Raw genomic sequence first — 12,783 nt, forward strand, 5'->3', positions numbered from 1 at the left:
GACTAATCTCCGCTGCGTGCGGATCAGACGCGAGACCGAGGCCGACCGGGCCGCCGCCGACGAGGTGAACGTACGGGCGTTCAGCTCGGAGGGCCCCACCATCGGCCGACTGCTGAGCGCGCTGAGGGCCATGCCGCCCTCGGAGTGCGACCTGGCGCTGGTGGCGGAGGAGGACGGCGTGATCGTCGGCTCCACCCTGTGCACCCGCAGCCTGCTCGACGCCCCGCGCCGCCTGGTCGACGTGGCGGTGCTGAGCCCGCTGGCGGTCGCGCCGGAGCACCACGGTCAGGGCATCGGCTCGGCCCTCGTGCGGGCCGCGATCGAGGAGCTCTCCCGGACCTCGGTGCCCCTGCTCTTCCTCGAGGGCGATCCGGCCTTCTACTCCCGGCTGGGCTTCGTCGCCGGTGGCCCGCTCGGTTTCCGTAAGCCTTCGCTGCGCACTCCCGACGAGGCGTTCCAGGTGGTGAAGCTGCCGGCCTACGCGGACTGGATGACCGGAACCCTGGTCTACGCCCGCGAGTTCTGGGACAACGACTGCGTCGGTCTGCGCGATCCGCAGGCATGACCCGGTACGAGGTGCTCGACCGGCTGCGGCGGGCCGGTTGCGTCTGGCCCGAGGACGAGGCCGACCTGCTCATCGAAAGCGCTTCCGACGAGCAGGATCTGACGCTCAAGACCGAGCGGCGGGCCGAGGGTGAACCGCTCGAGCTCGTCGTCGGCTGGGCCCGGTTCCGCGGCCTGCGGATCCGCGTCCGGGAAGGCGTCTTCGTTCCTCGCCACCGCACCGAGTTCCTGGCCCAGCAGGCCATTTCGGCCCAGCCCGACACAGTGGTCGAGCTGTGCTGCGGCGCCGGGGCGATCAGCGCCTCGATCCTGAACGAGGTGCCCGGGCCGGTCGAGCTACATGCGGCCGACATCGACCCGGCGGCAGTCGATCTGGCCCGGTCGAACCTTCCTGCTGATGCGAACGTGCATCTCTACACCGGCGACCTCTTCTCCCCCCTGCCCGGCCGACTACGTCGAACTGTGGACGTCGTTGTCGCCAATGTTCCCTACGTTCCCACCGAGGAGCTCGCCTTCCTCCCTTCAGAGTCCCGCCGCCACGAACCGGAAACGGCGGTGAACGGCGGGCCCGACGGCCTGACCGTGTTCACCCGACTGGTCGCCGGGGCCCGGGAATGGCTGGCGCCCGGCGGTCGGGTGATGGCCGAGGTGAGCCGGCGCCAGGTGCCGTTCGCCGAATCGCTGATGGCCCGTCATGGGCTGAGACCAGAAACACACATCGACGAAAACCTCGACGCCACAGTAGTGTCGGGCGTCACTACCCCCTGATCCGGGGTGCCGCCAATCGGGGCGTCCACAAATTGCGTCAGGCAACGACCAGGTTTATACCTGAGGTTGCCCGAACCGGATTCCAACCCATGGAAGCCAGGGCCAGCACAAGGGGGTTCCTGGTGGACTCGGACGTCCTCCGCCTCGATGCGTCAGCCATCGACTACGTCATCCTGGCGTCCTACTTCGCCGTCGTCCTGGGCATCGGCGTCCTCGCCCGACGCCAGGTGTCGAGCAGCATCGACTTCTTCCTGTCCGGCCGCTCGCTGCCGGCCTGGGTGACCGGTCTGGCGTTCGTCTCCGCGAACCTGGGCGCGATCGAGATCATGGGCATGTCGGCCAACGGCGCCCAGTACGGCATGCCGACCATGCACTACTTCTGGATCGGCGCCGTCCCCGCGATGCTGTTCCTGGCCGTCGTGATGATGCCGTTCTACTACGGCTCGAAAGTCCGTTCGGTGCCGGAGTTCATGCTCCGCCGGTTCGGCCCCGCGGCCCACCTGGTCAACGCCGTGAGCTTCGCCCTGGCCCAGGTCCTGATCGCCGGCGTGAACCTGTACCTGCTCGGCACGATCGTGAATGTGCTTCTGGGCTGGCCGTTGTGGGTCTCGCTGATCGTCGCCGCGGCGATCGTGCTGGTCTACACCACCCTCGGCGGGCTCTCCGCGGCGATCTACAACGAGGTGCTGCAGTTCTTCGTGATCGTCGCCGCCCTGCTCCCGCTCACCCTGGCCGGCCTGCACAAGGTCGGCGGCTGGGAGGGCCTGAAGGAGAAGGTGGCCGCCAGTCCCGGTGGCGCCGAGCAGCTCTCGGCCTGGCCCGGCAACGAACTGTCCGGTTTCTCCAACAACTTCCTGTCGGTCGTCGGCATCATCTTCGGCCTCGGCTTCGTGCTCTCCTTCGGTTACTGGACCACGAACTTCGTCGAGGTCCAGCGGGCGATGGCCTCCAAGAGCATGTCCGCCGCCCGCCGCACCCCGGTGATCGGCGCCTTCCCCAAGCTGTTCATCCCGTTCATCGTGGTGATCCCCGGCATGATCGCCGCGGTCTCGGTGCAGGAGATGATCCAGTACAAGGGCGACGGCAGCGGCGACGTCACCTACAACGACGCCCTGCTGCTGCTGATGCGCGACCTGCTGCCGAACGGTCTCCTGGGCCTGGCGATCACCGGTCTGCTGGCCGCCTTCATGGCCGGTATGGCCGCCAACATCAGCGCTTTCAACACGGTCTTCAGCTACGACATCTGGCAGACCTACGTGGTGAAGGACCGCCCCGACGGCTACTACCTGCGGGTCGGCCGCTGGGTCACGGTGGCCGCGACGGTGGCCGCGATCTTCACCGCGCTGATCGCCTCGGGCTACTCGAACCTGATGGACTACCTGCAGCAGCTGTTCTCGTTCTTCAACGCCCCGCTGTTCGCCACCTTCATCCTCGGGATGTTCTGGAAGCGGATGACCCCCACCGCCGGCTGGGTCGGCCTGGTGGTCGGAACCAGTTCCGCCGTCTTCGTCTTCATCCTGTCGGAGACCGAGGTGATCAGCCTGCAGGGCCAGGGCGCGAGCTTCCTGGCGGCCGGCGTCGCCTTCGTCGCCGACATCGTGGTGAGTGTGCTGGTGACCATGGTGACCGCACCGAAACCCGAGTCGGAGCTACGGGGTCTGGTCTACTCGCTGACCCCGAAGGCCGACCTGAGCGAGAACCGCTCCGGTGACGAGGCCGTCTGGTACCGCTCCACCCCGATGCTCGTCGGCGTGGCCGCCGCGATCACCGTGGCCCTGAACATCATCTTCTTCTGAGAGGGGTTGCCACGATGGCTGAAGCAACGAAGACCACCACGGCGGGTGCTTTCGACATCCGCAACATCATCGGCGGCCTGATCGGGTTCTACGGAGTGATCCTGCTGGTGATGGGGCTGTGGTTCACCGACGACGCCGACATCGCGCGCACCGACGGGGCGAACTGGAACCTGCGGGTCGGGATCGGCCTGCTGGTCTTCGCCGTGATCATGCTGGCCTGGGTGTTCCTGCGCCCGCTGCGGGTCCCGGTGGACGACGACCAGCAGTAACGTGACTCCGTTCATCCCGCAACGACCGCTGGAGTAGAGCAATGGCCACGCGCGCCCTTCCGGAAAGCCACCAGGACCTGCTCGAACGCGCCAACTTCGCCCATCTGGCCACGATCCGCCCGGACGGGTCGCCGCAGAGCAGCGTGATGTGGTTCGCCTGGGACGGTGAGACGCTGAAGCTCACGCACACCAAGAACCGGCAGAAGTTCGCCAACCTCCAGCACGAGCCGCGGGTGTCGTTCTCGGTGCTCGACCCGGAGAACCCGTACCGGTTCCTGGAGGTGCGGGCCCGGCTGGAGTCGGTCGAGGACGACGACGCGGAAGCCTCGTTCTACCGGTCGCTGCAGGTGCGCTACGGCAGCGTCTACCCGATCCCGGACGCGGACGTGCGGGTGATTCTCACCTTCCGGCCCGAGCAGTACATCGCCGTGGTCGGCGGCCAGGTCGTCAACTGACCTCTCGGGCAACGGAAAAGACCGGCGACCTTCGGGTCGCCGGTCTTTTCCGTTGCGGGGGTCTACTGCGGCAGGAAGGTGCTGTCGATCAGGGCGGTGTTGGCCACCGTCGGGCGGGTCGGCTTGGCAGTGGAGCCGAACGGCGCCCAGTTCGCGCTGTGCCAGACGTTCTGCATGAACAGCGAGGGGCTCTGCGGGATGCGGTCGGACGGGCCGCGGTAGTCCCAGAGCACGACCTTCCGGTTCTGGTTGTCGAAGGTGTAGAAGACGACCCGGTCGGCGCTCCAGTCGAACTTGTAGGTGCGGAACTGTTTCGAGGCGTCGAACCCGGGGATCGGGGTGGTGCGGGCCGGCAGGTTCTCACCGGGCAGCGGCTTCTCGCAGCCCTTGCCGTAGGCGGTGATGTAGCAGTTGTAGAGCACCTCGCCGGTGCGCACGTTCACCACCCGGGAGATCGAGCGCAGGTTGTTCGAGGTCTCGCTGTAGTCGGTCCAGATCGTCATCCAGACCACGTCCGGCTGCGAGCAGAGGATCTCGAAGTCGATCTCGTTGTTGTCGGTCACGCCGTTGCCGTTGGTGTCGGCGTGGTCGCGGGAGTAGGTGAAGGCCGCGGTGATCACGCCGGGCGCGTTCTTCTGGCCGGTGCAGTCGGCGGTCTTCATCCGGCTGCCGAAGGTGCCGTACTTGTAGGCCTTGGTGGTCTCGAAGCCCACCCCGCCCATCGGGCCGGCCTCGGGATCGGCCGGGAGGGTCAGCCTGAGCGCCTTGCCGTCGACGGTGCCGGGCACCCGGGTGGCGGTCTGCAGGGTGGTGTAGTCGGTGTTCGGGCGGATCAGGCTGGGCGCGGTGTTGTTCCAGGCCATGGTGCGGGTGACGCTCGTGGCGGCCATGGCCGGCTGGGAGACGAGCACCGACACCAGTGCGGTGGAGACCAGGGCGAGAGCCGCCCCACCGATCCTACGAACGCGTCCGGCGCCGAACACTTGCCCTCCTGGCTGTCTATGTGGACTGTGCAGTAGACCCAGGTACACAGTTCGTCAGCAGGAGTAGACATCCAAGTAGATGGTCGCCCGCCCGGCGTAGATGACGCCCGCGGTGCACTCGAACAGGCGATCGAGGCCGCCCCGGGCTTCAGACCACGCTCGGACAGCTCAGAGGCCGGGCTGAGAACAGCACGGATCTTGAACTTCGCCGGGGCGGGGCGGGCTACTGGTAGAAGCGGCGCTCCGAGCGGCGCCACTCGGCCGGGAAGCCCTCACCCGGCACCTCGGTGGCCTGTTCCTCGGGCAGGGTGGTGACGACGCCGGTGAGCCGGTCCACCCGCAGAGGCACCCCGGGCAGCGGCGGCGCCAGCTTGATCGCGTGACGGATCGCGTCGAGCAGCTCCATCGGCATGTTCGCCACCGCCCGCTGGAAGGCCGCCTCCAGGTCGGGCCGGTCCTCGTCGTCAGCGATCATCGCCCAGTTGGCCAGCGCCCGGGTGAATCCGGGAACGCCGGACAGCAGGTCGCGGGCGGCCCGGTCGGGGGTGACGGCGTAGACGTTGTCGATGCGGCTCGTCCGTGAAGCCCGCGAGGACGTGGCGATCACCCCGGGCACCGGGGCCGGCGCCGACGGGAAGGCCCGGGCGTTGAGGTCGCGCATGAGCACCAGCCCGTCGAGGAACTCGGCCACCGCCCCGCCCGACCCTCGCAGTGCGGTCACCTGGAGCAACGTGCGCGACTCGGTATGGGCAGCGCCGTCCCCGACCAGGGACTCCAGCAGCAGCTGACGTGCGCCCTCGTCCTCGGGGGAGGCGGCCAGGTCGAGCGCTGCCTGGCAGACGGCCTCGTCGGCCAGCCGGGTCTCCAGGTCGAGGTGCGGCAGTTCGTTGCGGTAGGTGTAGGTGCTCAGTTGGTGTGGCTGCGCACGGCGGGGCGGGGACTTGCGCGCGGTCAGCTCCGGCAGGTCTGGCGCCCCGCTCAGCAGCACCCGCTCACGCTGACCGGGGATCGACCGCGGCGTGATCGGCGCCTCGGGCCTCGGCGCGGTCTTGGCGGCCTCTTCTGCACGGCCGTCCCCGCTCTCAGCCTCGCCTTCCGCCCTGCCTGCTCGGTCGCCGTCTGTCCCTGCGTCTGCCCCGGTGCCCTTGGGCTGCCGGTCCTTGGGCGGTGGGTTCCCGGCCTGCGCACTGCCAACCTGCCAGCTGCCAGCCTTCGGACCCTCGGCCTGCGGGCTCTCGGTCTGCGGACTCTCGGTCTGCGGACTCGGGGCCTGCGAGCCCTCGACCTGCCGACTCGGGGCCTGCGGGCGATCGACCTGCGACGCTCCCGGCCTCAGGGTTCCGGCCTGCTCGTCCTGAGCCTGCTCGTTCTGAGTCTGGTGGTTCCGGGCCGGTTCGGCCCCGGTCTGCAGGCTGTTCGCCGGCGCCCTCTGGGAGGGACCTTCTTCTGCCAGCACGTTCTCGGCCCGCGGGTCCTCGGCCTGAGGTTCCTGCGCCCGCTGGTGCTGAACCAGGGTCTCTTCGGACTGCGGTTCCCGGCTCCGAGCATCCTCGGCCCGCAGATCCTCGGTCCATGTTTCCTTTGCCAGTGCGTCCTCGGCCCGTGTGTCCTTGGCCCGCACGCCCTCGACCCGCACGCCCTCAGCCCGCACGCCCTCGACCCGCACGCCCTCAGCCCGCACGCCCTCGGCCCGCACGTCCTCAGCCCGCGTGCCCGTGACGTGCGAGTCCCTGGCCTGCGAGTCCCTGGCCTGCGAGTCCTTGGGCAAGGGATGCGAACCCGTGGACTGGCCGGCCGCCGACTCGGCCATGTCCGCTGCAGCTGCAATCTCGGCCGCCGTCTCGGTGGATTCGTCCGGCCCCTCCTGCTGCTCCCCCACCGGCGAGGCCGCCCGACCCTCGTCGGTCTCTACGGACGGCTGAACCACTGCGCCCTCGTCGTCCGGGCCGACTTCGTCGTGAAGGCCGAAGAAGGTGAACGGCTTCTCGCCCCACCCGGACCCGCCCTGTGCAGGAGCGGCGGGGGGAGGTTCAACCGTCGTCTGTTCTGTCGCAGCCTTGTCTGCCGCACTGTCCGGGGTGCCCCACTCCGGCGCCCGCCCACGGGCCTTGTCCGTGACCACCGGTTGCTCGCCGGTAAGCCCTCGCTGCCAGCGTGCCTGCGGCTCGGGCGGAGGTTCCGGCTGCGCCTTGTGCTGCGACGCCACCCCGGCCTGCGAAGCCGACTCCAGTCTGGCGGATCCCGTCCCCTCGGCCTCAGGCTGCTGTGCGTCCGTCCCCGCCGCATCTGCTGCTTCGGGTTTCACCGCAGCCGGTGTTTCCGGAGCGGCCGCTACCGGCTTCGGCTCCTCGGGCTCTTCGTTCGCCGAGGCCTCCGAGGCCCGGTCGTGCGAGCGGGTCAGCATCACCTCGCGCAGGCTCGGACGCCGCTCGCGTACCGCGCGAGCGTCCTCCGCCGCCGTGCGCGGCTTCGCCTCGTCCGGCTCCTCGTCTCGAGAGCTGGCCGCTGACCCCGCCACTGCCCCCGCGGCGAGACCAGCCGCAGCCGCCCCGAGCACTGTGGCGCCGGTGTGGCCGCGTTCGGTGTCTGGCTCATCCGCGGGCTCCGGGCTCACGGACGCCGCCGGACCCGCCTCATCCACCCTGGATTCCGTTTCGGCGTCGGCCTTTTCCGACCTGACCTGCTCTTCACCGCTGTCACCGCCAGGCAGGAAACGCCCCACCTTGCGCGCGCGATCCTTCACCCGGCGCCGAGACTGCGACAGGAGCTGCGAAAGCCGAGGAACCGGAAGGTCGTTCGATGCCTCTTCAGCGCCGTCCTGGTACGGATTCTTCGACGGGTCGTAGGGCTCCTGCGGCCGGCGCGGCGCGGAATCGCCCGACCTACGACGCAGAGCACTGACGGGGGCCGGGGCCGGGCCAGGGTGAGAACCACCGGACTTCTCGGCGGCCCGCTCATCTTCCCGGTCCAGTTCGTCGTCTGCGCTCGTGTCCCCTGCGGTGGCGGGAGAAACCGGAACAACAGAGGACGCCGTGGGGGCAGCATGCTTGGGGCGCGCGGGGGTGGGGAGCATGGAGGGGTCGACATCAGAAGCGGCAGGACGCACCTGGCTGCTTTCTGAGGCAGTACCGCCGCCGGCATCTACCAACGAACCCTGCTCGCGGGCCGCCGCGCTCGATGCCTCCGAGGGCGGGGCAGCCGAACTTGGCGGTGCCACCGGGCCGTCCAGGCGCGACGCACCAGTTGAGTGCGGCGTACTCCCGGCCGGGCTCGGCGAGGCACTCAGCCGGGACGAACCGGCTTGACCCGACTGCTCGACCGGACCAGATGAGCTCGCCGAACCAGATGGGCTCCCAGGTCCAGGCGCGTCGTCGGGGCGTGATGAAGCGTCAGCTCCGGCGAGGCGGGATGCACCAGTTGAACCGGGCAGGCCAACCGGACGGGAGGAGTCGGCCGGAACGGACGAGTCCGCCGCACCAGACGAGCCCACCGCACTGGACGAGTTGGCCGCACCAGACGAGCCCGCCGGACCGGATGAGCCCGCCGCACCGGACGAGCCAACGGCACCGGACGAGTCCACGGCATCAGACGAGCCCGCCGGTCCAGCAAGGCGGAACGCACCTGTAGAACCGCGCGTGCCGTCTGAGCTGGACGCATCATCCGCCCGGGAGACACCGGCCGGACTGGCCGCCCCCGCCGCGCTGGCTGCACCGACTGCACCGGCCGTACCGAGCGGACTACCTGATTCAGAGGGGCCAGAAGAACGGGTCGGGCTGACCTCGCGGTCTGCTCCGGTCGCGTCGGCACCACCCGAGCCCGCCCCCGGCTCCTCGGCCTTCGGCTTGCCGGAACGCCCCAGCAGTCGCGAGGCCCGACTACGCAACGGCTCGGAAGCCTGGGCCGCACCGGACTCCCCGGCACGACGCCGAGGCAGAGGACGCTCGTCCTGCTCATCGGACGCCGGGCCACGTTTGTCAGTAGTAGCGGCGCCTTCACGGGATACCACGGAGGCACCCGACGCCAGGGCCGGGCCCGCCTCCGGAGAACCCTGCTCTTCCGAAGGACCGCTCGGCCTGAGTGGGCTGGAGCCGGTGCGTCGAGACCGGGCGTCGGCCGGAGGGCCAGTCAGCGCCGAGGCGCCGGACTCCCGAACTGCCACTTCACCGGAACCGGAACCGCCGGAACCGTCGGACTCGCCGGCCTCAGGCTTCGCCTTCTCGATCTGCGGGCGCTGTTCGACCTCATCCTCAGCAGAGCGCCGGGGCCAGAGCTTGGCCCCCAGGGCAGCTGCGCCAGCAGCCCATCCCGCGCGCGTTCCGCCAGGCACCTCGGTCTCGTGGTGAGAGTTCGGCTGCGGCACCCGCGAGGCCCCGGTGGACTCGCGGGCCACGATCTCGCCGGGCACCACGTCGACCGGTCGTTCTGCGTCGGTGTCCCCGGCCGGGACAGGCCGGGCCGGAGCCCAGTCGCCCTTGTGCCGCCAGGAATTGCCCGGGCCCCGGCGCAGACGCGGCGTGGCTTCTTTCTCGGCCTCCTCGGCCTCGCCCGCCTCCGGCTGCAGCGTGACCCGCACCGGCAGCAGACCGGACAGCGAGCCCTCGTCGGCGCGGCGCACGAGCTTCTCGTCGCGGCCGAAGGCCACCCGCGAGGCCGGGCTGGTGCGCAGGCCCCGCATGCTGCCCCGGAAGAAGGGGAGCATCCAGCGCCAGATCAGCAGCACCGTGAGGATGACGAAGAACGTGAGGCCGACCTGCACGACCAGGAGCAGCGCCTGGCCGATCGCGCCGAACAGCCCACCCAGCGCGTCACTCAGCGCCTGAATGGCCTGGATCACGAGCGCGACCACGATCAGCAGGCCCACCGCGTAGCCGACCAGGTTCATCGGGCCCTCCCGGCCTGCTCGACAGAGCGCACCAAGCTCACATGGATGACTGGGGCCCCATCTTCACATGCACCATTGGAAATGTCGCTAGCCTAGCGTAACGGGCCGGTTCCACCACGAACCAGGCGATCTCGCCCGCGCGTCCTCCAGAAGCCGCAGCTCAACCGGCGGGCGCCGGTGGTCCGCGGGTCGTCGGCAGGTCTGTCCCGCGCGTGGCAGAGTCAGCGGCAGTCCCCCCGACCGACAGTAAGGACCCCCGTGCCGACCCTGCTGCATCTCGACTCCTCCGCCGACCTGCGCAATTCCGTCAGCCGCGCTCTCACCGCCCGGTTCGCCACCACCTGGACCGAGATCAGCACCGACCACCTGGTGGTGCAGCGCGACCTGCACCTCGACCCGCTGCCGCACCTGCCCACCAGCGCGCTGCACTGGGCGCCGCGGCTGCGCACCAGCGAGGAGGTCGTGCCGCCGGGGGCCGAGCGGCTGCAGAAGGTCCTGATCGACGAGCTGCTGAACGCCGACGTCGTCCTGCTCGGCGCCCCGATGTACAACTGGGCCATGCCCTCCACGCTCAAGGCGTGGCTGGACTACGTCCACGTCGGAGGGCTGACCTCCACCGTCGACGACCAGCCGAGCCAGCCGCTGGCGGGCAAGCCGGTGGTCGTGGTGTCCAGCCGGGGAGCCTCCTACGGCCCGGGCACCCCCGGCGAGCACGCCGACCACGAGGTGCCCGGCATCGTGCAGTGTCTGGGCACCTCAATGGGCATGGACGTCACCGTGGTCACGGCCGAGCTCACCCTGGCCACCCGGCTGCCCGCGCTGAACCAGTTCGCCGGCCAGGCCGCCGACGAACTGGAGAAGGCCGCGAAGGCGATGGTCGACCTGGCCCACACGCTGGGCAAGCACAAGTAGCAGGAGCGCTACAGCAGCATCGCGACCAGCAGCGTCGAGGCGAGCACGGCGACCGTGAGCACGGTCAGGCCGAGCATCGCCCGGCGCGGCCGGCGGCGGCGTTCCCGAAGCTCCCGCCGATGCGGCAGCTCCCCGGAGCCGTTGCCGATCGCCCGCCGGGGCAGGCCGTTGGGGTCGGTCCGCGGGATGGTGCGCGAACGGCGGTTTGAAGACGCATGTCGCCCCACCGGGGAATGCGCCGGTTCCGAGGGGGACGGCTGGAGGAGGGTGGACACCCCGAAGTCGGCTGCCAGCGCCTCCAGCTCCGGACTGGCCTGGGCAGGACTGCCCCCGCGGGACCGGCGCGGCTGCGCGGGCACCCCCACGTCCGGCGACTCCGGCCCGGACAACAGCGGCGCGGGCAGGTTGACCACCTCGGTGACGTTGGCCGCCGTTCCCTGCCCCTCCAGTTCGTGGAAGGTGCGCAGGTGGTCCGCGACCTCACCGGCCTCCGGGCGCTGCTGCGGGTCGCTGTCCGTCATCGCGGTGAGCAGCCCGGCCAGACCGGCCGGGATGTCCACGTCGATCCGGGGCGGGTTGAGCAGCCGGGCCACCGCGACCGCACCCGGCTCGCCCTGGAACGCGGGCTTGCCGCTGAGCGCCTCGATCAGCACCAGGCCGAGCGAGTAGATGTCGCTGGACTCCCGGATCTCCTCGCCGCGTACCTGCTCCGGAGAGAGGTAGCCGGCCGTGCCCATGGTCAGGCCGGTCCCGGTCAGGCGCTCGGCGCTGTCCAGGGCCCGGGCCACACCGAAGTCGCCGAGCTTGATCGTGCCGTCCTCGGCCATGAGCACGTTGCTGGGCTTGACGTCGCGGTGGATGATCCGCTGGGAGTGCACGTAGTCCAGGGTCTCGCCGAGCCGGGCCCCGACCCGGCTGACCTCGTGCGGTGACAACGGCTCCGGACGGCAGCGCCGGCTCAGCGTCTCGCCCCGCACCAGCTCCATGGCTATATAGGGCGAGTCACCGTCGGTCGCGGCGTCGTAAAGAGCGATCAGGCCAGGATGGTCCAGCCCGGCGAGCGTGTCCGCCTCGGAGGCGAACCTCGCCCGGTTGACCTCGTCCTCCAGGGCCACCTGATGCAGCACCTTCACCGCCACGTCGCGTTGAAGCACCGAGTCCCAGGCCTGGTACACCAGGCCCATCCCACCTTTGCCGATCACGTCCCCCAACGCGTACCGGTTGGCGAGCAAGTGGGGACCCGGGTTGTGGGTCTCGTCCCGCACGCTGCCTCCTCTGCGTGTCCGTCCGCGCTCGTCACTCTGCCCGTGATCACCGGGAGTGGCACTTCGGGACTGCACCTGTCGGTCTCCAGGAGCGTGCGAGAGGTGGTGGCCGGTCAGTTGCCGGCGGCCTGGTACTGCTCGATCACGTGGGCCGGGATCCGGCCGCGCTCGGACAGCTCGATCCCGTTGCTCGCGGCCCAGGCCCGGACCGCCCGATTGTCGACACCTGTCGAAACTCGCTTCGGCGCGTTCTGCTTACGCCCGCCGACCCGGCGCGCGACTTCCTGGTAGGGCGCCAGGGCCTTTCGCAGCGCGGCGGCATTCTTCTTGGTCACGTCGATCTCGTACTCGACACCGTCGAGACCGAAAGTCACCGTTTCGTCGGCCGGCTGTCCGGTCAGGTCGTCGAGCAGTTCGGTCACTGTTCTGGTTGCCATGGCAGTATGTTTTCGTTTCCTGACTGCCCCGTCAAAGCGCGGCGGGCCATTTCCGCCGGCCGGACGGGACATGATGAATTGTTCCGCAGATAACCTGCCCGGCCGCCAATTCGACCTCGTGCCGGTAGGTTTGACCACTCCCCGAGCAGTGCCCGGTCAGTACCCGGCCACTGTCCGGCCGCTGTTCGACCGATCGGCGAGGTGCGCCGAAATCCGAATACCCGAGAAGGTACGCACCGAGGCTCCCACAGCCGGGGCCGGCAGTGTTCCGTTTTTGCCGCACCAGAATTTCCGGGCGCGAGAAATCCTTCGTTTCGGCAACGGATTCACGGAGTCAATCCGAACTCCACCTCGGCCGGCCCTTCACCCGTCCAGCCCTCTTCGCTCACTTTCGGCGACTCCGGTGTCACACCGCTGCGGAACTGGCACACCAGTCATTGACTTGGACCGAT

The 12,783-nt window shown here is 69.7% G+C and carries 10 protein-coding genes; 6 read left to right on the plus strand and 4 right to left on the minus strand.

Features of this window, described 5'->3' with window-relative positions; all coding sequences use genetic code 11:
* The first annotated feature begins 16 nt into the window (after positions 1–16).
* From LWF15_RS00395 to LWF15_RS00415, 5 genes are all read left to right on the plus strand, one after another.
* Positions 17–565 carry a GNAT family N-acetyltransferase gene (locus LWF15_RS00395; protein WP_232808278.1) on the plus strand — a complete coding sequence of 183 codons (549 nt, stop codon included), beginning with the start codon at positions 17–19 and terminating at the stop codon, positions 563–565.
* Positions 562–1,332 (plus strand): putative protein N(5)-glutamine methyltransferase, encoded by a 771-nt coding sequence (locus LWF15_RS00400; RefSeq protein WP_232808279.1) that lies wholly within the window; start codon positions 562–564, stop codon positions 1,330–1,332. The genes LWF15_RS00395 and LWF15_RS00400 overlap by 4 nt, the downstream gene beginning before the upstream one ends.
* Before the next feature lie 89 nt (positions 1,333–1,421).
* A complete protein-coding gene (locus tag LWF15_RS00405) occupies positions 1,422–3,128 on the plus strand; it encodes a sodium:solute symporter family protein (protein WP_352396431.1) in 1,707 nt (568 codons plus the stop codon).
* A gap of 14 nt (positions 3,129–3,142) precedes the next feature.
* On the plus strand, positions 3,143–3,397 hold the full coding sequence (locus LWF15_RS00410) for a hypothetical protein (RefSeq protein ID WP_232808281.1): 255 nt from the start codon (positions 3,143–3,145) through the stop codon (positions 3,395–3,397).
* A 41-nt stretch (positions 3,398–3,438) separates the two neighbouring features.
* The gene (locus tag LWF15_RS00415; RefSeq protein ID WP_232808282.1) at positions 3,439–3,852 is read left to right on the plus strand and encodes a PPOX class F420-dependent oxidoreductase; all 414 of its coding nucleotides are present in this window, start codon (positions 3,439–3,441) and stop codon (positions 3,850–3,852) included.
* Between the two features lie 62 nt (positions 3,853–3,914).
* Here LWF15_RS00415 and LWF15_RS00420 read toward each other — a convergent pair whose 3' ends face one another.
* Complete coding sequence (locus LWF15_RS00420) at positions 3,915–4,835, minus strand: glycoside hydrolase family 16 protein (RefSeq protein ID WP_232808283.1); 921 nt, start codon at positions 4,833–4,835, stop codon at positions 3,915–3,917.
* Between the two features lie 223 nt (positions 4,836–5,058).
* Positions 5,059–9,717, minus strand: coding sequence for a hypothetical protein (locus LWF15_RS00425; RefSeq protein ID WP_232808284.1), 4,659 nt, complete (start codon positions 9,715–9,717; stop codon positions 5,059–5,061).
* 258 nt (positions 9,718–9,975) lie between these two features.
* Between LWF15_RS00425 and LWF15_RS00430 the strand changes: the two genes are divergently transcribed.
* Positions 9,976–10,629 (plus strand): FMN-dependent NADH-azoreductase, encoded by a 654-nt coding sequence (locus LWF15_RS00430; protein ID WP_232808285.1) that lies wholly within the window; start codon positions 9,976–9,978, stop codon positions 10,627–10,629.
* 8 nt (positions 10,630–10,637) lie between these two features.
* On the opposite strand, the gene LWF15_RS00435 is transcribed toward LWF15_RS00430, so the two are convergent.
* Both LWF15_RS00435 and LWF15_RS00440 read right to left on the minus strand, forming a co-directional pair.
* The gene (locus tag LWF15_RS00435) at positions 10,638–11,894 is read right to left on the minus strand and encodes a serine/threonine-protein kinase (RefSeq protein WP_232808286.1); all 1,257 of its coding nucleotides are present in this window, start codon (positions 11,892–11,894) and stop codon (positions 10,638–10,640) included.
* Between the two features lie 113 nt (positions 11,895–12,007).
* Entirely contained in the window at positions 12,008–12,331 is a 324-nt protein-coding gene (locus tag LWF15_RS00440) for a histone-like nucleoid-structuring protein Lsr2 (protein WP_232808287.1), read from the minus strand.
* Between the last annotated feature and the right edge of the window lie 452 nt (positions 12,332–12,783).

The organism is Kineosporia rhizophila (assembly GCF_021277265.1).
Lineage (GTDB): Bacteria > Actinomycetota > Actinomycetes > Actinomycetales > Kineosporiaceae > Kineosporia > Kineosporia rhizophila.